Origin of the sequence: Curtobacterium sp. MCBA15_004 (genome assembly GCF_001865055.2) — a bacterium.
Lineage (GTDB): Bacteria > Actinomycetota > Actinomycetes > Actinomycetales > Microbacteriaceae > Curtobacterium.
In genome coordinates this window covers 457,348-480,074 of the sequence record NZ_CP126266.1, presented here as the reverse complement: position 1 = coordinate 480,074, position 22,727 = coordinate 457,348, and the positions used below count along the sequence as shown (strand labels likewise).

Here is a 22,727-nt window from a genome sequence, read left to right as displayed (position 1 = left end):
CGCGACGTCCGCGCGATCCGGCCCGAGCGCGCGGCTTCCCGCAACACCCGGGCCGGACCCCGGGGCTCAGTCGAGGAGGAGCGCCGGCTCCTCGAGGACCGAGGCGATGTCGTGCACGAAGCGCGAGGCCACGTCGCCGTCGACCACGCGGTGGTCGAACGAGGCACCGATCGTGGTCACCATGCGCGAGCGGACCTCGCCGTCGACGACCCACGGCTTCGGCTTGATCGTGCCCATCGCGACGATGGCGACCTCGCCCGGGTTGAGGATCGGCGTCCCGGTGTCCATGCCGAACACCCCGATGTTCGTGATCGTCACGGTGCCGTCCGCCATCTGCTTCGGCGTGGTCTTGCCGTCGCGCGCGGTGATGGTGAGCTCCTCGAGCGCCTTCGCGAGCTCGAACAGGGACATGTCCTGCGCGTCCTTGATGTTCGGCACGATGAGCCCGCGGGGGGTCGCCGCGGCGATGCCGAGGTTCACGAAGTGGTGGACGATGATCTCCTGGTCGGTCCAGGTCGAGTTCACCGCACGGTTGCGGCGGACGGCCCAGATCACGGCCTTCGCGAAGACGAGGAGCGGCGAGACCTTGACGCCCGCGAACGTCGGCGACGACTTCAGGCGCTTGACGAACTCCATCGTGCGGGTCGCGTCGACGTCGACGAACAGCGAGACGTGCGGCGCGGTGAACTTCGAGGTCGTCATCGCGGTCGCGATCGCCTTGCGGACGCCCTTCACCGGGATCGTCTCGCGGCGGACGTCGCCCCACTCGGGCGTCTCGATGTTGCGGAACACGCCGGCCTGCTTCGCGTGCCGGATGACGTCGTCGCGCGTGACCTCGCCCGCGAGGCCGGTCGGCACGACCTCGCCGAGGTCGACGTCGAGGTCCTTCGCGAGCTTGCGGATCGGCGGCTTCGCCAGGACCTGCCCGGAGACGACGGCCTTGCGCGGACGGCTGCCCTGCGCGGCGACCGCCTCGGCCGTGGTGTCCTCGCCCGGGTCGGACGCGGCCTCGGCAGCCGCCTGCGCGTCCGCACTGGAGGCGCGGCTCGCCTCGGCCGCGAGCGCTGCGGCCCGGCGTGCGCCCGGCTTGCGACGGGACGGGGACGTGGTCGCGGAGCCGTAGCCGACGAGGACGGCGCCCGACGACTCGTCGGACCCGACGACGGTCGCGTGGTCGGCGACCTCGGGGTCCGCGGCGACGTGGCGCGCCTGCGGCGCGGCCGCTGCGGGCGACGCGGCGGGGGCCGCGGCGGGTGCCGGCGGGGTCTGCGCGACCGGGGCCTGGGCGACCGGGGCCGGTGCGGGAGCCGGGGCGGCGGCGGCGGCGACCACGGGCGATGCCGGAGCGGCGTCGGCGACGGGGGCCGCGCCTCCCGTCGGGGTGCCGGTGGGCGCGCCCGAGGCGACCGACGCGTCGGACTCGACCCGGATGATCGGCTTGCCGACCTCGACCGTGTCGCCCTCGGAGACGAGCAGCCCCGTGACGGTGCCGGCGAACGGCGACGGCAGCTCGACGAGGGACTTCGCGGTCTCGATCTCGACGAGGACCTGGTCCACGGCGATCTCGTCCCCGATCGCGACGCGCCACTGCACGATCTCGGCCTCGGTCAGGCCTTCGCCCACGTCGGGCAGGGGGAATTCGGCGACGGCCACTTCGGCTCCTTCAGCGTCCAGTGTCGGATCGGTCAGTACGCGAGTGCGCGGTCGACGGCCTCGAGGACCCGGTCGGCGTCCGGCAGGTGCAGGTGCTCCAGCTTCGACACCGGGAACGGCACGTCGAACCCGGAGACCCGGAGCGGCGGTGCCTGCAGCGTGTAGTAGCACTGCTCGGCGACCGTCGCGGCGATCTCGCTGCCGACGCTCACGAAGCCCGAGGCCTCCTGCGCGATGACGAGCCGACCGGTCTTGCGCACCGAGGCGAACAGCGGCTCCCAGTCGATCGGCGAGATCGAGCGGAGGTCGATGACCTCGCAGCTGGTGCCCTCGGTCTCGGCGAGCTCGGCCGCCTGCATGAGGGTCGCGACCATCGCACCGTGGCCGACGAGCGTGACCTCGGTGCCGGTGCGGGCGACGCGCGTGGTGTGCATCGGGACGTGGCCGCCGACGAGGTCGACCTCGCCCTTGGGCCAGTAGCGCGACTTCGGCTCGAGGAAGATGACCGGGTCCTTCGACGCGATCGCCTCCTGGATCATCCAGTACGCGTCGTTCGGCGTGCTCGGGCTGACCACGCGGAGGCCCGGGGTGTGCGCGAAGTACGCCTCCGGGGACTCCTGGTGGTGCTCGACGGCACCGATGTGGCCGCCGTAGGGGATGCGGACGACGACCGGCAGCGACATGTGCGCCGGCAGACGGTTCTGCATCTTGGCGAGCTGCGAGGTGATCTGGTCGAAGCCGGGCCACACGAAGCCGTCGAACTGGATCTCGACGACGGGGCGGTAGCCGCGCAGCGCGAGGCCGATCGCGGTGCCGATGATGCCGGCCTCGGCGAGCGGGGTGTCCCGGACGCGCTCGGCGCCGAAGCGCTCCTGCAGTCCCTCGGTGATGCGGAAGACGCCGCCCAGCTGGCCGATGTCCTCGCCCATGAGCAGGACCTTGTCGTCCGCCTCGAGCGCGGCGGCGAGCCCGGCGTTGAGCGCCTTCGCCATCGGCAGGGTGGGGGTGGGGTCGCTCGGGACCTCGCCCGCGCCGGGGTGGGCGCGCAGCGTGTAGTCGAAGAGCTGCTCGGTGGTGCTCATCAGTGGGAGCCCCCTTCGTAGGCGGCCTCGTACCGTTCGAGCCAGGCCTGCTGCTCGGCGACCAGCGGGTGCGGCTCGCGGTACACGTTCCGGAACATGACGTCGACGGGCGGCGGCGTGAGTGCCACCGTGCGACGGCGGACGTCGGCGGCGATGTCCTCGCCCTCCTCGTCGAACGCGGCGAGCTGCTCGTCGGTGACGCCCTTGCTGCGCAGGTACGCGGCCGAGCGGGCGATCGGGTCGCGGCGGACCCACTCCTCGAGCTCGTCGTCACCGCGGTACCGGCTCGGGTCGTCCGAGCTCGTGTGCGCGCCGATGCGGTAGGTGTCGGCCTCGACGAACGCGGGGCCCTGACCGCTGCGGGCGTGCTCGGTCGCGACGACCGAGGCCGTGTAGGACGCGAGGACGTCGTTGCCGTCGACGAGGACGCTCGGGATGCCGAAGCCGCGCGGGCGGTCGACGAGCGGCGTCGGGGACTGCGTGGACACCGGGACCGAGATCGCCCAGTGGTTGTTCTGCAGGAAGAACACGACCGGGGCCTGCGTCGAGGCCGCGAAGACGAACGCCTCGTTGACGTCGCCCTGGCTCGTCGCGCCGTCGCCGAAGTACACGATCGAGCACGCGTCGACGTCGGGGTCGCCCGTGCCGACGACGCCGTCGAGCTTCTGCCCGAGGGCGTAGCCGGTGGCGTGCAGCGTCTGGGAGCCGATCACGAGGGTGGAGACGTGCGTGTTGCCGCGCTCGTCCGGGTCCCACCCGCCGTGGGTCTGCCCGCGGTACATCGCGATGATCTCCATCGGCTCGACACCGCGGTGCGTGGTGACGGCGTGCTCGCGGTACGAGGGGAAGACGTGGTCCTGCGCCCGGAGCGCGAACACGGAGCCGACCTGGGCGGCCTCCTGCCCGTGGCTCGGGACCCACAGGCCGAGCTGGCCCGTGCGCTGCAGGTTGTGGCCGGCGTGGTCGAACCGACGGGTCAGGACCATCCGGCGGTGCATCGCCAGCAGGGTCTCGTCCGGGATCGCCCGCGCTGCGGCGGCGTACTCGGCGTTCTCGTCGGTCTCCACGAACCGGCCCTCGGGGTCGAGGATCCGGACGGTGGTCGTCGCGGGTGCCGCGGCGCGGAATGACATGCGAGCCAGGTTAGTGCCAGCCACTAGTGGGCTGCTTGGAGGTCCGCCACAAGCGACCGTGCCGTTTCGAGGAGCGTTTCCACAGCCTCGTGCTCGCCGATCGAGATGCGGATGCCCTCCCCCGCGAAGGCGCGGACGATGATGCCGGCACGGTCGAACCGCTCGGCGGCGTCGGCGGTGTGCGCTCCGGTCGGGAGCCACACGAAGTTGCCCTGCGCGTCGGGCACCGGCCACCCCTGCTCGCGGAGGGCGGCGACGATGCGGTCGCGGGAACGTGCCAGTTCCGACACGCGTCCGAGCAGCTCGTCCTCGCGTTCGAGGCTCGCGAGCGCCGCGGCCTGCCCCTGCGCGGTGACCGAGAGCGGGATCGCGCAGGCCCGGACGGCGTCGAGCACGTAGACCGGACCGACCGCGTACCCGACCCGCAGCCCGGCCAGGCCGTACGCCTTCGAGAAGGTCCGGAGCACGACGAGGTTCGGGTACCGCCCGAGCAGCGGCGTCCCGCTGACGGCCGTCGGCTCGGTGACGAACTCGGCGTACGCCTCGTCGAGGACGACCAGGACCGACGCCGGCACGCGCGCCATGAACGCCGCGAACTCGGCGTCGGTGACGACCGGGCCGGTCGGGTTGTTCGGCGTGCAGACGATCACCATGCGCGTGCGCTCGGTCACCGCGTCGGCCATCGCGTCGAGGTCGTGGCCGCCGTCCGGCCGGTTCGGCACCTGCACGCTCGTGGCGCCCGCGACGGTCACGACGCCGGGGTAGGCCTCGAAGGAGCGCCACGCGTAGACGACCTCGTCACCGGGGCCGCTCACCGCGCGGGCGAGCTCGTGCAGGATCGCGACGCTGCCGGGTGCGACGTGGACCTCGTCCGGGCCGACGCCGAACCGGTCGGCGAGGACCGTGCGCACGGCGAGCGCGGTCGCGTCCGGGTAGCGGTTGAACGCGGTCTGCGCGTGCACCGCCTCGACGACACCGGGGAGCGGCGGGAACGGGTTCTCGTTGCTCGAGAGCTTGTAGGCGTCGGCAGCGGCCTGGCGGCCCTGCTTGTAGGCGGGGAGGACCGCGATCTCGGGTCTGATGTGCACGCGCGCGTCAGTCACGCAGCCAGCGTAACGGCGGGGAGGACCGCGATGCAGTGCCCGTGGACGCGGGTCTGATGTGCACGCGCGCGTCAGTCACCGACTCAGCGTAACCGCGGGGAGGTGGCGCCACATCGATGCCACGGAGCCTCCCCGAGGGAACCCCGGGCATCATGGCGGCATGCGATTCCTCGTCCGCCTCGTCGTCAACGCCGTCGCGCTCTGGCTCACCACCCTGCTCGTGAGCGGCGTCACCGTGGACCCGTTCGGCACCGGCGACACCACCGCCGTCGTGCTGACGTTCCTGCTCGTCGCGTTCGTGTTCGGCCTGGTGAACGCCGTCGTCGGGACCGTCATCCGGGTCGTGGCCTTCCCCCTCTACGTCCTCACCCTCGGGCTGATCTCGCTCGTCGTGAACGCGGTGCTCCTGCTCATCGTCGCGGGCATCTCGGACGTGATCGGCTTCGGCCTGCAGGTCGAGTCGTTCGGCTGGGGCATCGTGGGCGCGTTCGTGCTCGCCGTGTTCTCGTGGCTGATCGGGCTGTTCGTCCGGCCGGTGCTCGACCGCCGCCGTCGGTGACGGACCCGGCCGAGCCGACCCCGCGTGCGCCCCGCGCCGACGCGACCACCCACGCGGCGACGGCGGTCCCGACGGCCCACGCCGCGCCTCCCGACCGGACCACCGTCGCGGACGGCACCGCCGTCCGCCATGATGAGCACATGACCACGGACGCCGACGCCCCGTTCCGCGTCTCGTTCGTCTGCAGCGGCAACATCTGCCGGTCTCCCATGGCGGGGATCGTGTTCGCGCAGATCGCCGCCGACGCCGGCCTGGCCGACCGCTTCCAGGTGGAGTCCGCCGGGACCGGCGACTGGCACGTCGGCGAACCCGCCGACGAGCGCACGATCGCGGCCCTCGCAGCGCGCGGATACGATGGCAGCAGGCATCGCGCCCGCCAGTTCGACCCGGACCGGTTCCCGGACCTCGACCTGGTGGTCGCACTCGACCGCTCCCACGAACGCGTCCTGCGCTCGTGGGCACCGACCATGGACGACGCCGCCAAGGTGACGCTCCTGTTGCGGTACGACGACGCCTGGCCCCAGCAGGCCGACGTGCCGGACCCGTACTACGCGGACCGGCACGAGTTCGACCGAGTGCTCTCGACCGTCGAACGGGCCTGCCGGGCGCTCTTCCGCCAACTCGAGCCGGCCGTCCGTCAGGGAGCCCCATGACCCCCCTTCCCCCGCAGCCGATCAGCCCGCTCGACGGGCGGTACTACCCGGTCGTGCACACGGTGGGTGAGCACCTCTCCGAGGCCGGCCTCAACCGGGCGCGCATCGTGGTCGAGGTCGAGTGGCTGGTCTTCCTGACCGACCACGCGATGTTCACCACCTCGCCGCTCAGCGTCGACGACAAGGCCGCACTGCGCCGCGTCGTCGAGACCTTCGGCAGCGAGCAGATCGCCGAGCTGGCCGAGATCGAGGCCACCACGCGCCACGACGTCAAGGCCGTCGAGTACTTCGTCCGCCGTCGCCTGTCCGAGCTCGGGCTCGACGCGATCGCCGAGCTCACCCACTTCGCGTGCACGAGCGAGGACGTCAACAACCTGTCCTACGCGCTCACCGTGCGCGACACCGTCGAGAAGGTCTGGCTCCCCGCGTACCGCGGCGTCGTCGCCCGGCTCCGGGAGCTCGCCACGTCGCTGCGCGAGGTGCCGATGCTGTCGCACACGCACGGGCAGCCGGCCACGCCGACGACGCTCGGCAAGGAGCTCGCGGTGGTCGTCTACCGCCTCGAGCGCGTGCTCGCACAGGTCGAGGCGAGCGAGTACCTCGGCAAGTTCTCCGGCGCGACCGGCACCTTCTCGGCACACCTCGCGGCGGACCCCGAGGCCGACTGGCCCGCGCTGTCGAAGGAGTTCGTCGAGGGCCTGGGCCTGACGTGGAACCCGCTGACGACGCAGATCGAGTCGCACGACTGGCAGGCCGAGCTGTACGACCGGGTCCGGCACGCCAACCGCATCCTGCACAACCTCGCGACCGACGTGTGGACCTACATCTCGATGGGGTACTTCACGCAGATCCCGGTGGCCGGCGCCACGGGCTCGTCGACGATGCCGCACAAGATCAACCCGATCCGGTTCGAGAACGCCGAGGCGAACCTCGAGATCTCGTCCGCGCTGTTCTCGACGCTGTCCGAGACCCTCGTCACCTCCCGCCTGCAGCGCGACCTGACCGACTCGACGACGCAGCGGAACATCGGGGTCGCGTTCGCGCACTCGCTGCTCGCGCTCGACAACCTGCGCCGCGGGCTCGGCGAGATCGCCGTGAACGAGACCCGGCTGGCCGACGACCTCGACCGCAACTGGGAGGTCCTGGGCGAGGCGGTCCAGACCGTGATCCGCGCCGAGGTCACCGCCGGGCAGTCGAACATCGAGGACCCGTACGCGATGCTCAAGGAGCTCACGCGCGGCAAGCGCATCGGGCAGGAGGAGCTCGTGGCGTTCGTGAACGGGCTCGACATCTCGTCCGGGGCGAAGGCGCGCCTGACGGCGCTCACCCCGGCGACGTACACGGGGCTGGCGGACGAGCTGGTCGACCACCTGGACGTCTGAGCCGGGTCCCGTCGGGTCCGGACCGTCGCGTTCCGTTCCGGATCGGGTCGGAACGGGAGGCGCGGTGCCGGTCCGGCGCGGACCGCACCGTCTCAGGCGGTGACCGCGCGCGCCTCGGCGACCAGCGCCTCCAGGACGGTCCGGACCGCGGGCCGGACCGCACGGTCCGGCCGCACGAGCGCCTCGATGCGCCGGCCGGCACGCACCTCGGCGAGCTCCGCCAGGTGGAAGCGTCCGGCGGCCCGGGTGCGCGAGGTGTACCGCGGCACGAGGGCGACGCCGTGACCGGCCGCGACGAGGTTCTCGATCACGGGCAGGTGGATCGTGCGGAAGCCGACGTCCGGCGGGGTGTCGGTCGCGCCCGCCGTCGCCGTGAGCACCCGGTCGATCGGGTAGCCCTCGGGCACGCCGATCCAGCTCTCGCCGACGACCTCCTCGATCCGCACGCGCTCCCGTCCGGCGAGCGGGTGGTCGAGCGGCAGGGCGACGTCGAGCGGCTCGCGGAGCAGCGCGATCGTCTCGACCGCACTGCCGTCCGGGCGTCGGGCGCCGTCCGGCCGGTGCCCGATCACGACGTCGTGGTCGGCGGTGAGCGGGGCGAACTCGCCCTCGCTGACGTCGACGTCGGACAGCGCGAGCACGATGCCCGGGTGCTCCCGGACGCGCGTCAGGAGCCCGGGGAGCAGCAGCTCCGCGGCCGAGGGGAACACGGCGAGGTCGACCGTGCCGGTGACGCCCGCGAGGTGCTCCGCCCACGATGCCTCGACGGTCGCGAGGGCCGTCGCGACGCCCGTCGCCATGCCCGCGAGCGCCCGGCCGTGCTCGGTCAGGCGGACCCCGCGGCCGACCCGTTCGACGAGCGGCACGCCCGCCTGCCGCTGCAGCGTCCGGAGCTGCTGCGAGACCGCGCTCGGCGTGCGGTGGGTGGCCGCGGCGACGGCGGTGACGCTGCCCCGCTCGGCGAGTTCCCGGAGGACCGGCAGCAGGGCGATGTCGAAGTCGACCATGCAGGGACCCTACAACGACGCTGTCGATCCGTTCGCTGGTGCTACCGCTTCGAGTGCGCGACGATCGACGGGTGCTCATCCGTGACCGTGTCCTCGCCCTGGTCGTCGCCGTCGCGTGGGGCCTGAACTTCCCGGCCACCGCGATCGCGCTCGACCACTGGCCGCCGTTCCTGCTCGCGGCCGTGCGGTTCACGCTGCTCGCCGTCCCGACGGTGCTGTTCGTCCCGCGGCCGAAGGTGCGGTTCCGGTGGATCGTCCTCGTCGGGTCGACCCTCGGCGTGCTGCAGTTCGCGTTCCTGTACCTCGGCATGGCGGCCGGGATGCCCACGGGCCTCGCGTCGCTCGTCATCCAGGCGTCGGCGCCGTTCACGGTCGTGCTCGCCGGTGTCCTGCTCCGCGAGCGCCTGAGCGCCCGGCAGGTCGTCGGCGTCTCGGTCGCCGTCGTCGCCCTCGGGGTCATCGCGGTGCACCGGGCGCAGACCGCGGCGCTGCTGCCCGTGGTGCTCGTGCTGTGCGGCGCGCTGGGCTGGGCGCTCGGCAACGTCGCGACGCGGCGGACCGGTCCGGTCAACCCGCTGCACCTGACGCTGTGGTGGGCGGTCGTCCCGCCGGTGCCGATGCTCGCGCTGTCGCTGCTGGTCGAGGGCCCCGAGCGCGTCGGTCGGGCGTTCGGCACGGCCCTGACGCCCGCGGCACTGCCCGCCGACCTCGGGCTGCTCTACATCGTCGTCGCGGGGAGCCTGGTCGGGTACGGCATCTGGTCGCGGCTGATGGGGAAGTACCCCTCGAGCACGGTCGCGCCGTTCTCGATGCTCGTGCCGGTGATCGGCGTGCTCGCATCGTGGGCGGCGTTCGGCGAGGTCCCCGACGTGGTCGAGGTGGTCGCCGGTGCGGTCGTCGTCGTCGCCGTGCTGTGGTCGTCGCGGACCGCGGGGGTGGTGGGCGCGCCCGAGGTCGGGGCCCCGCTGGTGCACGGCGCACCGACGGTGGACCGCCCGGCCGCTCCCCCGGCGGACGGCCCTGCCGCTCCCCCGGCGGACGACCCGGCGGGCGGCCCGGCACCGGTCAGCCCCGGTGCTCCCGCCGCTCGGCGATGATCCCGGCGAGCGCCCCGCGCAGGTCGGGGTGGCGGAACGCGTAGCCCGCCTCGAGCAGGCGGGTCGGCACCACCCACCGGCTCTTCAGCACGAGCTCGGACTCGGTCCGGATCGCGAACGCCCCGAGCTCGAGCATCCACCGCCACGTCGGCAGGCCGAAACGCCGGCCGACCGACTCGCGGATCGTCGCCATCACGGTGCGGTTGTCGGAGGGCTCCGGGCTCGACACGTTCACCGGGCCGGTGACCTCCTCGTGGTCGCGGACGAACCGGACCACACCGACGACGTCGTCGACGTGCACCCAGCTGAACCGCTGCCGCCCGTGCGTGTGCCGGTCGTGGTGGTACGTCCCGGCTCGCAGCCGCCCGGGCGTCGGGAACCACGGACCGTCGAGCTGCGGGCCCCCGAGCCCGGCCTGCGCCAGGCGGAGCAGGGGGACGAGCGCGCTGCCGTCGCCGAAGACGATCGCCATCCGGAGCGCCACCCGACGCGTGCGCGGCAGGTCGGCCCCGAAGAACGCGGCCTCCCACGCCCGGGCGACCGAGACCGAGAAGCCCTCGCCGAGCTCGCCCGTCGCCTCGTCCTGGGGGCGGTCGTCGGCGTGCCGGTAGATCGTCGCCGTGGAGGCGTTCAGCCACAGGGGCGGCGGGTGCTCGGCCGTGCGGATCGCCTCGGCCAGCTCGAGGGTCGTGTCGACGCGCGACCGCAGGATCTCGGCGCGGTTGCGGCGCCCGTACCGGCAGCCGACGCTCTTGCCGGCCATGTTCACGACGACGGCAGCCCCGTCGACGAGCGCACGGATGCGCAGCGTGTTGCCCCACACCGCGTCGCCGGTCCGGCCGACGGTCACGACCTCGTAGCCGTCGTCGACGAACGCCTGGCGCAGGTGCCGTCCCACGAAGCCGCTCGCCCCCGCGATCACGACCCTCGGTTGCTGCTCGACCACGTGGTACCCCCTCCTGGCGCGGCACCGGCCGCGTCGTCGGGCACGACCGCGTACCGGAACGCGCCCTCGTACCGGTACAGCGTGCCGACCAGCGGTGCCGCCAGCACCAGGGACACGCGCTGCACGTCGGCATCGTCATCGAATCGTTCCACGAGCGTCACACGCGGGGCGACGACGACCGGGAGGCCCCACCCGCGTCCCAGCGCACGGAACGTCACGCGCGTGGAGACGAGGCGCAGGGCGCCCGCGTCCGGCCCGTCCGCGTCGACCTCCGTCCGGAGCAGGGCGCTGACGCGCCCACGGCGACCGAGGTGGTCGACCAGGCCCTCGGGCTCGGCGGTGATGGCGTCGACCATCGTGCGGTCGCCGGAGCGGAAGCGGAAGGTGCGGTGCGCGCGGACCGCGGGGCGGGCCTCCCGGCCGTCGGCCGCACCGCGCCGGACGCGGGCCGGACGGTTCTCGACCGTGAAGGGGACGTCCCGCTCCCACACCGGGAACACGACGCCGTCACGCGCGAACAGTGCGAGCAGGGGCCACAGCCATCGGCGGGGCGTGCCGACGACGGCGAAGACGCCCTCGCCTCGGCCGACGTGGCCCGGCGGGACGGCGCCGAAGTAGGTGCACAGGCGCGGGTGCAGACGGGCCAGCACCTCGGCGGGCGCGCTCAGCTCGTACGGCGACCGGGTCACGTGGCGATCCTGGCACGGCGCCGGGCGTCCACGCGGGCGTCTGCCGTCCTGCCTACGATGGGGCGCATGGGCCACGACCACTCGCACGGGCACGGACACGCGTCGGAACGCGCCCTGCTCGTCGCGTTCTGCATCTCGGCCGGCATCCTGCTCGCCGAGGTCGTGGGGGCGGTCCTGACCGGCTCGCTCGCACTGCTCGTCGACGCCGGGCACATGGTCGTCGACACCGGTGGGCTCGCGATCGGTCTCGTCGCCACACGGCTGGCCCGCCGGTCCCCGACCGCGCAGCGCACGTGGGGCTTCCAGCGTGCCGAGGTGCTCGGGGCGACGGCGCAGGCGGCGGTCCTGCTCGCGGTCGGCGTCTTCGTCCTGGTGTCGGCCGTGCAGCGGTTGTTCGTCCCGGCCGAGGTGCACGCCGGTCCCCTCCTGGTGTTCGGTGTCGTCGGGCTCGTCGGGAACCTCGTCGCCTACGCGGTGCTGCTCCGGGCCTCCGGCGAGACCTTCACGTCGCGTGCGGCACGGCTCGAGGTGCTCAACGACACGCTCGGCTCGGTCGCGGTCATCGCCGCCGCCGTCGTGCTCGCGGTCACCGGTTGGGAGCGCGCCGACTCGATCGCTGCGATCCTGATCGGGCTGCTCATCCTGCCGCGGGCGATCCGCCTGCTGCGGGAGACGGCGAACGTGCTGCTCGAGTCGACGCCGCCCGGGCTCGACCTCGAGGCGGTGCGGGGCCACATCCTCGAGCTCGACCACGTGATCGAGGTGCACGACCTGCACGCGACGCTCGTGGCGACCGGGGTGCCGAACCTCACGGCGCACGTCGTGGTGGACGACCACTGCTTCTCGACGGCGCACGCCCCGCGGATCCTCGACGACCTGCAGCGGTGCGTGGCGGAGCACTTCGACGTGCCGGTCGAGCACTCGACGTTCCAGCTCGAGCCGGTGTCGCACCGGCGACACGAGCACGAGGTGCACGCGTAGGTCGCACCTGCGGGTGCCGGGCGGTCGCCGCCCGTGTCGTGGCGCGGGTGCCGGGTGGGTCAGCAGCCGTCGGTGCGCGTGGGGTAGGCGGTGATCACGCGGTCCGTGGTGGCCGAGACGATGACCTTGACGAACGGGTCGGCGTCAGGACGCGAACCGTCGTCGAACCGGACGGGTGCCGCGTAGCAGACCTTGCCGTCGCCGGCGTCGACCGGGTACCCGGACCGCGGGGACCCGAGGACCGTGCCGACCGCGGTGAGCATGGCGTCGTCCCAGTCACGGCTGCCGTGGCCCGTGACGACGTCCTGCCAGTCCTCGGTGTGCCGGACGCGGATGTGCTCGTAGCCCTGCCCGGAGTCGCCGCACTGGAGCACGACCTCGCCGAGTGCGGCGGTGTCGTAGCGGGCGACGACCCGGCGGGAGTCGGTGTCGCAGCGGGCGAGGACGGAACCGCCCGGCAGGTCCGGGCCCTCGCGGGTGATCGTGACGGTGCCGTCGGGCGAGCCCTGGCCGGTGCCGGAGCCGGTGCCGCCGCCGCCGGTCCCGCTGGTGGCATCGGGGCCGCTGGTGGCGTCGGGGCCCTCGGCGGTCACCGTGGTCGTGACGGCGGGCTCCCCGCCGCCGAGCACGGGGTCGTCACCGCTGCGCTGGGTGGTGAGTGCGATGCCCGCCGCGACGAGTCCGGCCGCGACGACCGCTGCGACGCCGGTGAGGACGGAGCGCTGTCGGGTGCGGGGCATGCGCCCAGTATGGCGGCGGGGCGGAGGCCGGCGTGCCGCGGGGCCTGCGGCCGGGTCGGGTCGGGTCGGGTTCGCCCGGGGCGGACCGGCGGCGGGGTCACCCGGCGCTGACGGCGGTCGGGTCCGCCCGGCGCGGGCCGCCAGCCGGGTTCACTCGGCGCGGGCCGCCAGCCGGGTTCACTCGGCGTGTGCCGCCAGTCGGGTGCCGGCGACGAGAGCGAGCGCGACCACGAACACCACGTAGGCGAGGAGCACCGGCAGCGTCGGGACGACGAGCAGGGCAGCACCCACGGCGACGACCGGCACGGTGAGCCCGGCGTAGGCGATGAGGAACGTCGCGGCGAGGACACCACCGCGCTGCTCGGGCCCGACGAGCGAACCGGCGCGGGCGATCGACGCGCGGAAGAGCAGGCCCACCCCGGCACCGGCGACGACCCCGCCGCCGATGAAGCCGGCGACCTGGAGCACCACCGCGGCGACCGCGAGGACGACCAGCCCGACGACGAGCAGCACCAGCCCGAGCCGGACCTGACGGCGCTGCGACAGCTTCGCGAAGACGATCTGCGAGAGCGCGCTCGCGGCGAAGACCCCGAACGTCGTCGCACCCGCGGCGAGCCGGTCCGTGACGTGGAACGTCGTGCCGAGGAACGTCGGCGCCACCGAGGTGAACAGCCCCTGCACGGCCAGTGCGGCGAAGGCGGCGGCACCCGCGGCCCAGAACGTGCCGGCCTGCCCCTCGGGGGCCTGCACGCGCTGCGGGCGGTAGGGCACCGGCTGCTCGGGACGGTCGACGGTCTCGGGCGCGGCCAGGACGAGCACGAACGCGACGGCCAGGGCGACGACGAACACCACGTACGGCACGACGAGCGGCTGCCCGACGAACTCGGCGAGGGCGCCGCCGACGAGGGCGCCGAGCGACAGACCGCCGAGGTTCACCGCGCCGGCCGCGACGCTCGCGCCCCCGGCGGATGCCGACGAGCCGGTCGCCCGGACGCGGAGCTCCGCGAGGTGCGCCGTCGCGGTGGCGGTGAGGAGTCCGACGCCGAGGCCCGTGACGAGTCGTGCGACGACGAGACCGGCGACGTCGTCCCAGACCAGGAAGAGCACCGCCGCGAGCAGTTCGACGGCCACCGACAGGAGCACGAGCGGCCGTCGACCGTGCACGTCGCTGAGGTGTCCGGCGAGGAACAGCGACGCGACCACGCCGACGCCGTACGCGGCGAAGACGACCGTGGTCGTGAAGGTCGGGAAGCCGTCCCGCGCCTGGTAGATCACGTACAGCGGAGCCGGCACGGTCGCGAAGGCCATCACCGACAGGAACGCGAACGCGACCGCCCAGAAGCCGAAGCCGTGCCGACGGCGGGTGTGCGCACGGTGACCGCGCGGGGCGGTGACGTGCCGGGCCGCACGCACGACGGGTGCGGTCGGGGCGGACGTGGTGACGGGGCCGGTGGTCGAGGACATGCTCCGATGGTGCCGCCCGCGCGGCATCGAGTCCAACGGATGCTCTTGTTGCCCGCCATCGAACTGGTCGATGATGGGGCGATGGAGACCCGGTTGCTCGAACAGTTCGTCGCCGTCGCCGCCGAGGGCAACGTCACGCGTGCGGCCGAGCGGCTGTGGGCGGCGCAGTCGACGGTGTCCGCCGGCATCGCCTCGCTCGAACGGACGCTCGGTGCCCGGTTGTTCGACCGGACCGGGCGCGGGCTCGTGCTCACCGCGACGGGCGAGGACGTGCTCCCCCACGCCCGCGCCGTCCTCGACGGGCTGGACCGGATGCGCGACCTCGCGGTCGTCGACGACGCCGACCTGCGCGGTCGGGTCCGCCTGGGCATCTTCACGAGCATGGACGTCGTCGACCTGACCGGGGTCCTGCGGCGGTTCCGGCAGCGGCACCCGCTCGTGACGGTCGAGCTGATGACGTCACAGTCCGGCACGACCGGGCTCGTGCAGGACCTCGTTGCCGGGCGGCTCGACCTGGCCTACTGCGGCCTGCCGGCGGTCCCGTCCGGGATCCACGTCGAGCCCCTGCGCGAGATGCCGTTCCGGGTCTTCGTCGCACCGGACCACCCGCTCGCCGGGCGCCGCTCGGTGTCGCTCGCGGAGCTGGCGGACGAGCCCTTCGTCGACACCGCGCACGGGTTCGGGAACCGGCTCATCCTCGACGCGGCCCTGGACCGGGCGGGCATCCGGCGCCGGGTCGTCGCCGAGATGAACGACATGCCCGCCGTGGTGCGGTTCGCCTCGGCCGGGCTCGGGGTCGGAGTGGTGCCGGACTCGGGCGTCCGGTACGACGGCGCGGTGCTCGAGCTGGAGGACGACGTCGAACCGCTGCGGATCGGGCTCGCGATGCGGTCGGACACCGAGCCGAACCGGGCGACGCGCACGCTCGCGCGCGACGTCGTCGCGGCCCGGCGCGGCTGACGCGCCACCCAGGGACGTCGGACGGTCCGGGCGCGTCGGAGTGCCGGGGCGTCCGGTCCGGGTCGGGAGGGGCGCGGTCGTCGCGTCCCACCGGCGGACCGGAGGCGCGGGTCGTCGCCGCCACGCGCCTCCCGGGCCGTCAGTCCCCCCAGACCTCCCCGACGACCGCGGGCAGGAGCCCGTTCGTCGGGAAGTTCGACTGGTCCACGGCCAGCCAGGTGTCGCCACGCACGTAGGTCGTCCGTGCCCAGTCCGTTCCGTACGTCGGGTCGGTCCTGGAAGCACGGCAGACGCGGGCTCCGTCGGCGTCGTCCTCGCACGTCGGCGACCACCCGTCGAACGTGCCGCGCTCCAGTTCCGCGATCTGCTCCGGTGTACCCGTGCCCATCGTGAGTTCGAGACCGGTGATGTCCGCGCCCGGGTCCCGCCACTGGCAGGAGAGCGTGGGGGGCGCGCCGACCGGGTCGCGGTGCGGGAGGGCGGACACCTTCCCGTCAGCGACGATCGTCGCCAGCGGCACGTCGCCGAAGAATCGGTCGTAGTCCGACGCCGGCACGACCGACCGGCAGTCCGTCGGGATCGTCGCGGTCGTGCTGGCGGCCGTCCGACTCGGTCGCGGGCTCGGTCGGTCCGTGACGGGTGCCGACGTCGGGGTCGTCGCGGACGGGGCCGGCGCGGGGTCCTCGGTCCGGACCGGTGCGGCGACGGGACGGTCCTGCTGGGACAGGGTCAGGGCGACCGCACCGGTCGCGGTGCCGAGCGCCAGCAGCGCCACGACCCCGACCACGATGCCCGGGCGTCCTCGTCGTCGTCTCGGTCTTGGGGCGGCGCCGTCGAGGACGTTCCGCTTCATCGAGACGAGCATGCGCTGCAGGTCGTCGCCCTGGGGAGGTTCAGTGTCCATCGTGCATCACCTCCTTCTTCAGTCGACGTCGGTTGCGGGAGACCCGCTGCGTGATCGCACCGACGGTGAGGCCGAGCAGGTCCGCCGCCTCGGCGTAGGAGTGGCCCTCGAGCAGGCACAGCTCGCAGATGCGGCGGTCGAGGTCGGGGAGCGCGGCGATCTCGGCACGGACCCAGCGGAGCTGTTCCGCCGCCTCGGTGTGGTCGTCGGGCGCCGCGAGGGTCTCGGGCAGCTCGTCCGCCCGGTGTCGGGAGCGCTTGCGGCCCGCGTTGAAGGCGTGGTTGCGGCACACGACGAGCAGCCACGGGAGCACCGTCTCGGCGGGCAGCTCGAGGGTCGACGAGCGCTGCCAGAGCGTCAGGAACGAGTCCTGCACGACCTCCTCGACGTCCTGCCGGTCGTCGACGAGCGCCCACGCGTAGCGGGTGAGCGTCGGGGCGTAGCGGTCGAAGGCCCGTGCGAGCGCCGTCCGGTCGCCCTCGGCCATCGCCCGGACGATCGCGCCGTCCGTCTCCGTGGTCACGTCCACATCACACCCCCTCCACTGCAGAGGTGTCGGCGCGACCCGCGATCATGACAGGTCCGAGCCGAGATCGTGACCTCGGGCGTGGCGCGGTGGACGGACCGGCGGGTCAGCGGGCCGGCAGTGCAGCGGGTGAGCGGGCCGGCCGTTCAGCGGGCCGTGCCCGGCAGGTGCGGCCGCCGCGGGTCAGTGGTGGTCGTCGCCCTCGGTGCGTTCGGTGGGCGTCTTGTGTCCGCCGAGCATGTCGTTGTCGTCCTGGTCGCTCGACGACGCGAGCTGCAGCATCGCGAGGACGACCACGACGACGATGAAGGCGACACCGAGGAAGACGAGGCTGAGCTCGAACTCACGGGTCGAGAACAGCACGACCAACCCGACGAACACCGCGACGACGGCGGAGATCACGAGCAGTTCGGCGGGGCGCAGACGATCGCGGCGGCTGGGGGTGGTCATGCGTGTGGTGCTCCGTCCGGGGCAGCGGCGGGCGAGGCCGTGCCCCACTTGTGCGAGAGGCCGGCGATCACGTGGAAGACCGCCGCGATGGCGAAGTAGGCGCCGAGCAGGCCGACGAGGACGACGGGCGCGTCGAGGGTGCCGGACACCTTCTCGATGCCGCCGAGCTGCTGCGAGTAGTCGGGCGGGGTCAGCAGGAACGCGACCGCGAGCAGCAGTGTCAGGCCACCGATCGTCGTCCAGTCCCGCGAGAAGGGCGACCGACCCCGGGCACGCAGCCCCTGGGTGAGTTCGAGTGCCCCGGTCAGCACGGCCCACGCCACGATCACCGCGATGAAGGCCGGCAGTCCGAGGCCGCTCGTCGCGAACGCCGCGACGCCGGCGACGACCGACACGGCCGCCTGGACCAGGGTCGTCCGGCGCGACCGGGTGTCGTCCGCCATCCGCTGGAGCCCGGCGAAGCCGAGGACCAGCCCGTCGACCAGCGCGACCACCCCGAACAGCACGAGGCCGTAGCCGGCTGCGTGGTTGGACGAGAAGGTGATGACGAGGGCCATGACCGCGGCTGGGACGGCCCGGAGGACGGGGATCGGCCAGTACCGCGCGCGCTGGCCGGCGTCGTCCAGGGAGTCGGACACGAGACCTCTTTCGGGCATGCGGGTGGTGGGTCGATCCTACCGCCGGCCCCGCTCCGAGCCGACCGGGCGGGGAGCCCCGAGCCTGAGCGGGCTCGAGGTCGCCGTTGCACGGGGCCGCCGGGGGGCTCGGGGCGCGTCCGCTCCGAGCCTCCCGCGGCACGACGACTCCGCCGGTCAGGGAGCGCCGGTCTCCGACACCGCGTCCGCCGTACTCGGACGTCGCCGACGCGCCGCCCACCACACCCCGCCGCCGGTCAGGACACCGACCCCCGCGAGGACGCCCAGGGCGCCGAGGCCGTCCGCGCCCGTGTACGCCAGTGCGCCGCCACGTCCCGTCGACGGGGAGCCGGCCGCCGCTGGTCCCGGGGTGTGCCCGGCTCCGCCCGGTGCCGCCGGGGTGGGCGACGCCGTCTGCCCGGGTCCGCCGCCGTCACCGTCGCCGTCACCGCCCTGTTCGACCCCGATCGGGACCGCCGGCGAGGGGTCCCCGCCGTCGGGGTCGGTCGCCGAGGACGCGGTCGCCACGTTCACGACGTCGGAGCCGTCGCCGCGGTAGTCCGCGTCGAGGACCGCCCGGACGACGAAGTCCCGCCGTCCGCCCGGGGCGAGGTCGTCCGTCGACCGACAGGTCACGAGCTGCCCCGATGCCGTGCAGTCGTCGTCCGAGCCGCTGAACCGCATCGCGGTGGGCAGCTCGTCCGTGGCGCCCACGTCCTCCGCGGTCCCGGGGCCGTCGTTGCGCACCGTGATCCGGTAGGCCACCTCGTCACCCGGGTGGACCCCCGTGGCCGGGCTGACCGACTTCTCGGTCGCGACCTGGGCCTCCGCGACCGGCTCGGGCCCGCCCGTGTCGTCCCGGTCGACCTCGGTGGACACGGTCGAGACGTCGTCGTCCTCGTAGGTGTCCTGGAGACCGCTCGCCGGGGCGATCGTCGCCGTGCTGGTGAGTCGTCCCTGCGCCTCCGCGGGCACGGTGCCGGTGACCGTCACCGTCGCCCCGGCGGCGTGCGGCAGGTCCAGGTCGACGGCCACGTCACCGGTGCCGCTCGCCGCACCGCACGCACCGCCGTCCTCGCCCCGGCAGGTCCACGACACGTCGGTGAGCTCGTCGGGGACGTCGACCGTGAGCGGGCTCGGGTCGGAGTGGCTCAGGGCGGCGTTGTGCGCGGTCACGTCGTACGACACGCGCTCGCCCGGTGTGACGGTCGGCTGGAGCGCCTGGTCGACCGACAGGTCCACGGGGACCCGCACGCGCAGCTCGTCGACCTCGTGCACGTCGACGAACGTGCCGGTGGACGCGGCGAACCCGAGTCGGAGCGTCGACGGCAGCGGGGCCTGGCCGTCACCGTGCAGCGGTACCCGGTCGAGCACGGTGCGGAGCGCGCCGCCCGGGATCTCGACACGGACCGTCAGCGCGAGGTGTCCCGCACCGTCGGGCAGGAGCGTCACGCGGACCGTCCGGGGCGTGGCTCCCTCGGTGGCGGTGCCGAACGGCGCGGCGGCACCGGCGACGTAGCGGTAGCCGGTGGTCCCGTTCCCCGAACCGCGGACCACGACCGCGTCCGGGGCGGCACCGGGCCCGGAGCCGTTCAGCGGCAGCGAGAAGTTGCCGTAGCGGTCGATCGCCACGGCGGCGAACCCGCCCGGCAGGCCCGGCTCGGTGCAGGGGGACTCCGCGCCCTCCGCCGAGGAGTCCTTGCAGGCGTAGCCGAGCGCGGCCCCGGTCGCCCCGACACCCTGCGGTGCCGCGCCGTCGGCGAGGAACAGCAGCAGGCCGTCCGCGCCGACGGTCGGGCCGTCGTGGTGCATGGCGTAGTCGAACTCGATGTCGAGCCCCAGGTCGGACGCGAAGGTGTCGTCGGTCGACCAGGCGCCCGCCTGGCTGGGCACGGCGTCGGTCAGCCGGAGCCGCCCGCCGACGACCTGGGCGTCCCCGGACAGCGTGCCGCCGGCCGCCGTGGAGAAGTCGTCGGTGTACGGGAACGCGAGCGAACCGGCCGAGGACGACGACGCGAGGAACGCGGGGGCGAGCAGGAGTCCGAGCGCGGTCGCGAGACCGACACCGGACAGGACCGGGCGACGACGTGTCAGCCGAGCGGCGGTCGGGGGACGGCGTCCGGGGCGGGACGGGGACGAGGTCGATGGGACGCCGGGGCTGGAGATGAGTGGCTTCATGCCCCGATCGTCGCGACCGGCGCGGCCCCGTCACGGGCCCGGTGGCGCACCTGTGGAGGACCCGACCCGCCACCGCCCGTGTGGAGGAAGGAGCGAGGAACGAGCGCCGAGGATCAGCCCAGCCAGACCGTCGTCTCGCCCGGCAGCATCCCGTCCCCGGCGTCGAGCGGCCCCGACGCCAGCACCACGGTCCCCTCGGGCAGGCGCACCGGCTCCGTCCCGAAGTTCGTCACCGAGCGCCAGCCGTCGTGCCGCGCGAACGCCACGACGTCGGCGCCGGCCTCGACCCACGTGAGGTCCTCGCCCTCCTGCAGACGCCGACGGGCCGCGGTCGCCGCGCGGTACATCGACAGCGTCGAGTCCGGGTCGCCGTCCTCCGCCTCGACCGAGGACGCACCGAAGTCCGCCGGCTGCGGCAGCTGGGGTGCGACGTCGCCGAAGCCGAACGACGGTCCGGAGCGGGTCCACGGGATCGGGACACGGCAGCCGTCCCGCCCCTTGACCGTGTGCCCGGTGCGGAGCCACTTCGGGTCCTGCAGCAGGTCGTGCGGGATGGCCGGCGCCTCGTGCAGGCCGAGCTCCTCGCCCTGGTACACGTACGACGAGCCGGGGAGCGCGAGGACGAGGAGCGTGGCCGCCCGGGCCCGCCGCAGCCCCCGGTCGCGGTCGAGCGGCGGCTCGGTGCCGTCCGTCATCAGCCAGGCATCGGTGTCGGTGCCGTCGGGCAGGCCGTACCGGGTGGCGTGCCGGACGACGTCGTGGTTCGACAGCACCCACGTGCTCGACGCCCCCGACTCGGCCGACGCCGACAGGTTCTGCTCGATGAGCGACCGGAACGACGCGGCGTCGAACGGCGACTCGAGCAGGTCGAAGTTGAAGGCCTGGCCGAGCTCGGTCGGCCGGGCGTACAGGACCCTTCGGGGTGCCGGTGCCCACGCCTCGGCCACGGCGGCACGCGGCGGGTCGTACTCGTCGAGCACCGTGCGCCACCCGGCGAAGATCTCGTGCACCTCGTCGCGGTCGTACAGCGGGTCGGAGCCGTCGAGCGGCAGGTGGTCCTCGTCGGACGGCCGGTACGGCGTGGACAGGTCCTTCGCGAGCCCGTGCGCCACGTCGACCCGGAAGCCGTCGACACCGCGGTCCGACCAGAAGCGCAGCGTCGTCTCGAAGTCGGCCCGCACCTCGGGGTTCGACCAGTCCAGGTCGGGCTGCTCGGGCGCGAACAGGTGCAGGTACCACTGGCCGTCCGGCACGCGGGTCCAGGCGCTGCCGCCGAAGTTCGACACCCAGTCGCTCGGCGGGAGCTCCCCCGACTCGCCCGCACCCTCGCGGAAGACGTAGCGCGCCCGCTCCGGCGACCCGGGCGCGGCGGCGAGCGCGGCCCGGAACCACTCGTGCTGGTCGGACGTGTGGTTCGGCACGATGTCGACGATCACACGGACGTCGTGCTCGTGCGCGGCCCGGACGAGCGCGTCGGCGTCGGCGAGCGTCCCGAGGCGGGGGTCGACGTCGCGGTAGTCGGCGACGTCGTAGCCGCCGTCGGCGAGCGGCGACGGGAAGAACGGGGACAGCCAGATCGCGTCGACCCCGAGCGCCGCCAGGTACGGCACGCGGCTCGTGACCCCGGCGAGGTCGCCCAGGCCGTCGGCGTCGGAGTCCGCGAAGCTGCGCGGGTACACCTGGTAGACGACGGCCTGCCGCCACCAGTCCGGGTCGGTGGTGCGGGGGCTGCTGGCGGGCGTCCGAAGCGTGCTCACCCGGTCAACCTACCGACGCGTCCACCGACGGGGAACAGGGTCCGCGGACGCGGGTCGGGAACACGGACGCCGCCGCGTGCGTTGTCGCGCGGGACACCACAGACGTGACCACCCGGTCACCGAGCGAAGGGATTCCCATGACGAAGGTCCTGGTCCTCGTCGGCAGCCTCCGCGCCGGCTCCATCAACCGCAAGCTCGCCGAGGCGGCCGACCAGCACGCCCCGGACGGCATCGAGCTCACCACGTTCGACGGCATCGTCGACCTGCCGTTCTACAACGAGGACATCGACGGCGACACCCCGCCCGCGGCCGCCGTCGCGTTCCGGGACGCGGTCGCCGCGTCCGACGCCGTGCTGCTCGTGACGCCCGAGTACAACGGCACGATCCCGGCCGTGCTGAAGAACGCCCTCGACTGGGGCTCGCGTCCGTTCGGCGCCTCGCCGCTGTCCGGCAAGCCCCTCGCCGTCATCGGCTCGGCCTTCGGCCAGTACGGCGGCGTCTGGGCGCACGACGACGCCCGCAAGGTCGCCGGGATCGCCGGCGCCCGCGTCCTCGAGGACGTCGCGGTCGCGATCCCGCAGTCGGTCGTCCGGTTCGCAGAGACCCACCCGCGTGAGGACGCCGAGGTCGTCGAGCAGGTCCAGGGCGCGCTGCGCGCGCTCGCCGACGCGGCCGCGGAGCCGGCGGCGGCCTGACCCGCGGGTCGCGCCACCGGTCGCGACGCGACCACGGGACGGACGGGAGGCGCGGTGCCGGCGGGTGCCGCGCCTCCCGTCCGTCGTCCGCGCGCGCGGAGCCGCGGACCGCGGATCACTCCGCGGACCGCGG

General features: G+C 73.9%; 22 protein-coding genes. 7 read left to right on the top strand and 15 right to left on the bottom strand.

Annotated features, from left to right (window positions below; genetic code table 11):
- Nucleotides 1-66 precede the first annotated feature (66 nt).
- The 4 genes from QOL16_RS02325 to QOL16_RS02310 all read right to left on the bottom strand — a co-directional run bounded on the left by QOL16_RS02325 (nucleotide 67) and on the right by QOL16_RS02310 (nucleotide 4,971).
- Nucleotides 67-1,653, bottom strand: coding sequence for a dihydrolipoamide acetyltransferase family protein (locus tag QOL16_RS02325; RefSeq protein WP_071283768.1), 1,587 nt, complete (start codon nucleotides 1,651-1,653; stop codon nucleotides 67-69).
- 32 nt (nucleotides 1,654-1,685) lie between these two features.
- Nucleotides 1,686-2,645, bottom strand: a complete 960-nt coding sequence (locus QOL16_RS02320; protein WP_071283863.1) for an alpha-ketoacid dehydrogenase subunit beta — start codon at nucleotides 2,643-2,645, stop codon at nucleotides 1,686-1,688.
- Nucleotides 2,646-2,734: 89 nt separating this feature from the next.
- Nucleotides 2,735-3,868, bottom strand: coding sequence for a thiamine pyrophosphate-dependent enzyme (locus tag QOL16_RS02315; protein WP_071249089.1), 1,134 nt, complete (start codon nucleotides 3,866-3,868; stop codon nucleotides 2,735-2,737).
- Between the two features lie 23 nt (nucleotides 3,869-3,891).
- A complete protein-coding gene (locus tag QOL16_RS02310) occupies nucleotides 3,892-4,971 on the bottom strand; it encodes a histidinol-phosphate transaminase (RefSeq protein ID WP_065964669.1) in 1,080 nt (359 codons plus the stop codon).
- 160 nt (nucleotides 4,972-5,131) lie between these two features.
- Between QOL16_RS02310 and QOL16_RS02305 the strand changes: the two genes are divergently transcribed.
- The 3 genes from QOL16_RS02305 to purB all read left to right on the top strand — a co-directional run bounded on the left by QOL16_RS02305 (nucleotide 5,132) and on the right by purB (nucleotide 7,565).
- Nucleotides 5,132-5,530 (top strand): phage holin family protein, encoded by a 399-nt coding sequence (locus QOL16_RS02305; protein ID WP_065964667.1) that lies wholly within the window; start codon nucleotides 5,132-5,134, stop codon nucleotides 5,528-5,530.
- Nucleotides 5,531-5,670: 140 nt separating this feature from the next.
- The gene (locus tag QOL16_RS02300; protein WP_065964671.1) at nucleotides 5,671-6,183 is read left to right on the top strand and encodes a low molecular weight protein-tyrosine-phosphatase; all 513 of its coding nucleotides are present in this window, start codon (nucleotides 5,671-5,673) and stop codon (nucleotides 6,181-6,183) included.
- Nucleotides 6,180-7,565, top strand: a complete 1,386-nt coding sequence (gene purB / locus QOL16_RS02295) for an adenylosuccinate lyase (RefSeq protein WP_071283765.1) — start codon at nucleotides 6,180-6,182, stop codon at nucleotides 7,563-7,565. Before QOL16_RS02300 ends, purB begins: the two co-directional genes overlap by 4 nt.
- Before the next feature lie 92 nt (nucleotides 7,566-7,657).
- Here purB and QOL16_RS02290 read toward each other — a convergent pair whose 3' ends face one another.
- Entirely contained in the window at nucleotides 7,658-8,572 is a 915-nt protein-coding gene (locus QOL16_RS02290) for a LysR family transcriptional regulator (RefSeq protein ID WP_071283761.1), read from the bottom strand.
- A gap of 71 nt (nucleotides 8,573-8,643) precedes the next feature.
- Here QOL16_RS02290 and QOL16_RS02285 point away from each other — a divergent pair, with 71 nt between their 5' ends.
- Nucleotides 8,644-9,669, top strand: coding sequence for an EamA family transporter (locus QOL16_RS02285; RefSeq protein WP_071283757.1), 1,026 nt, complete (start codon nucleotides 8,644-8,646; stop codon nucleotides 9,667-9,669).
- Here QOL16_RS02285 and QOL16_RS02280 read toward each other — a convergent pair.
- Both QOL16_RS02280 and QOL16_RS02275 read right to left on the bottom strand, forming a co-directional pair.
- Nucleotides 9,638-10,615: an epimerase gene (locus QOL16_RS02280; protein ID WP_071283754.1), complete on the bottom strand. Its 978-nt coding sequence runs from the start codon at nucleotides 10,613-10,615 to the stop codon at nucleotides 9,638-9,640. The genes QOL16_RS02285 and QOL16_RS02280 overlap by 32 nt on opposite strands.
- A complete protein-coding gene (locus QOL16_RS02275; protein WP_071283750.1) occupies nucleotides 10,588-11,304 on the bottom strand; it encodes a DUF4166 domain-containing protein in 717 nt (238 codons plus the stop codon). The genes QOL16_RS02280 and QOL16_RS02275 overlap by 28 nt, the downstream gene beginning before the upstream one ends.
- A 66-nt stretch (nucleotides 11,305-11,370) precedes the next feature.
- Here QOL16_RS02275 and QOL16_RS02270 point away from each other — a divergent pair, with 66 nt between their 5' ends.
- Nucleotides 11,371-12,285 (top strand): cation diffusion facilitator family transporter, encoded by a 915-nt coding sequence (locus tag QOL16_RS02270; RefSeq protein ID WP_065964656.1) that lies wholly within the window; start codon nucleotides 11,371-11,373, stop codon nucleotides 12,283-12,285.
- A 59-nt stretch (nucleotides 12,286-12,344) separates the two neighbouring features.
- Here the strand turns inward: QOL16_RS02270 and QOL16_RS02265 are convergent, their stop codons facing one another.
- The gene (locus QOL16_RS02265) at nucleotides 12,345-13,025 is read right to left on the bottom strand and encodes a hypothetical protein (protein WP_065964655.1); all 681 of its coding nucleotides are present in this window, start codon (nucleotides 13,023-13,025) and stop codon (nucleotides 12,345-12,347) included.
- Between the two features lie 177 nt (nucleotides 13,026-13,202).
- Entirely contained in the window at nucleotides 13,203-14,489 is a 1,287-nt protein-coding gene (locus QOL16_RS02260; RefSeq protein ID WP_083394967.1) for an MFS transporter, read from the bottom strand.
- A 48-nt stretch (nucleotides 14,490-14,537) separates the two neighbouring features.
- Between QOL16_RS02260 and QOL16_RS02255 the strand changes: the two genes are divergently transcribed.
- On the top strand, nucleotides 14,538-15,449 hold the full coding sequence (locus tag QOL16_RS02255; RefSeq protein ID WP_171898808.1) for a LysR family transcriptional regulator: 912 nt from the start codon (nucleotides 14,538-14,540) through the stop codon (nucleotides 15,447-15,449).
- Between the two features lie 139 nt (nucleotides 15,450-15,588).
- On the opposite strand, the gene QOL16_RS02250 is transcribed toward QOL16_RS02255, so the two are convergent.
- The 6 genes from QOL16_RS02250 to QOL16_RS02225 form a co-directional block, all read right to left on the bottom strand.
- On the bottom strand, nucleotides 15,589-16,353 hold the full coding sequence (locus QOL16_RS02250; protein WP_139197573.1) for a hypothetical protein: 765 nt from the start codon (nucleotides 16,351-16,353) through the stop codon (nucleotides 15,589-15,591).
- Nucleotides 16,343-16,876: an RNA polymerase sigma factor gene (locus tag QOL16_RS02245; RefSeq protein ID WP_254780214.1), complete on the bottom strand. Its 534-nt coding sequence runs from the start codon at nucleotides 16,874-16,876 to the stop codon at nucleotides 16,343-16,345. The genes QOL16_RS02250 and QOL16_RS02245 overlap by 11 nt, the downstream gene beginning before the upstream one ends.
- 186 nt (nucleotides 16,877-17,062) lie before the next feature.
- Complete coding sequence (locus QOL16_RS02240) at nucleotides 17,063-17,329, bottom strand: hypothetical protein (protein WP_065963824.1); 267 nt, start codon at nucleotides 17,327-17,329, stop codon at nucleotides 17,063-17,065.
- Nucleotides 17,326-17,967 carry a DUF308 domain-containing protein gene (locus tag QOL16_RS02235; protein WP_083394966.1) on the bottom strand — a complete coding sequence of 214 codons (642 nt, stop codon included), beginning with the start codon at nucleotides 17,965-17,967 and terminating at the stop codon, nucleotides 17,326-17,328. The genes QOL16_RS02240 and QOL16_RS02235 overlap by 4 nt, the downstream gene beginning before the upstream one ends.
- A gap of 174 nt (nucleotides 17,968-18,141) precedes the next feature.
- Nucleotides 18,142-20,142: a DUF11 domain-containing protein gene (locus QOL16_RS02230; protein ID WP_071283736.1), complete on the bottom strand. Its 2,001-nt coding sequence runs from the start codon at nucleotides 20,140-20,142 to the stop codon at nucleotides 18,142-18,144.
- A gap of 113 nt (nucleotides 20,143-20,255) precedes the next feature.
- Complete coding sequence (locus QOL16_RS02225) at nucleotides 20,256-21,899, bottom strand: glycoside hydrolase family 13 protein (RefSeq protein WP_071283729.1); 1,644 nt, start codon at nucleotides 21,897-21,899, stop codon at nucleotides 20,256-20,258.
- Between the two features lie 137 nt (nucleotides 21,900-22,036).
- Here QOL16_RS02225 and QOL16_RS02220 point away from each other — a divergent pair, with 137 nt between their 5' ends.
- Nucleotides 22,037-22,594 carry an NADPH-dependent FMN reductase gene (locus QOL16_RS02220; RefSeq protein WP_071249115.1) on the top strand — a complete coding sequence of 186 codons (558 nt, stop codon included), beginning with the start codon at nucleotides 22,037-22,039 and terminating at the stop codon, nucleotides 22,592-22,594.
- Nucleotides 22,595-22,727: the final 133 nt, after the last annotated feature.

Bases quoted from the DNA above. Each gene is read 5' to 3' on its own strand.
- QOL16_RS02300 (WP_065964671.1), top strand. From the start codon at position 5,671: ATGACCACGGACGCCGACGCCCCGTTCCGCGTCTCGTTCGTCTGCAGC.
- QOL16_RS02250 (WP_139197573.1), bottom strand. From the start codon at position 16,353: ATGGACACTGAACCTCCCCAGGGCGACGACCTGCAGCGCATGCTCGTC.
- QOL16_RS02320 (WP_071283863.1), bottom strand. From the start codon at position 2,645: ATGGCGAAGGCGCTCAACGCCGGGCTCGCCGCCGCGCTCGAGGCGGAC.
- QOL16_RS02305 (WP_065964667.1), top strand. From the start codon at position 5,132: ATGCGATTCCTCGTCCGCCTCGTCGTCAACGCCGTCGCGCTCTGGCTC.
- QOL16_RS02220 (WP_071249115.1), top strand. From the start codon at position 22,037: ATGACGAAGGTCCTGGTCCTCGTCGGCAGCCTCCGCGCCGGCTCCATC.
- QOL16_RS02240 (WP_065963824.1), bottom strand. From the start codon at position 17,329: ATGACCACCCCCAGCCGCCGCGATCGTCTGCGCCCCGCCGAACTGCTC.
- QOL16_RS02315 (WP_071249089.1), bottom strand. From the start codon at position 3,868: ATGTCATTCCGCGCCGCGGCACCCGCGACGACCACCGTCCGGATCCTC.
- QOL16_RS02290 (WP_071283761.1), bottom strand. From the start codon at position 8,572: ATGGTCGACTTCGACATCGCCCTGCTGCCGGTCCTCCGGGAACTCGCC.
- QOL16_RS02260 (WP_083394967.1), bottom strand. From the start codon at position 14,489: ATGTCCTCGACCACCGGCCCCGTCACCACGTCCGCCCCGACCGCACCC.
- QOL16_RS02265 (WP_065964655.1), bottom strand. From the start codon at position 13,025: ATGCCCCGCACCCGACAGCGCTCCGTCCTCACCGGCGTCGCAGCGGTC.
- QOL16_RS02270 (WP_065964656.1), top strand. From the start codon at position 11,371: ATGGGCCACGACCACTCGCACGGGCACGGACACGCGTCGGAACGCGCC.
- QOL16_RS02230 (WP_071283736.1), bottom strand. From the start codon at position 20,142: ATGAAGCCACTCATCTCCAGCCCCGGCGTCCCATCGACCTCGTCCCCG.
- purB (WP_071283765.1), top strand. From the start codon at position 6,180: ATGACCCCCCTTCCCCCGCAGCCGATCAGCCCGCTCGACGGGCGGTAC.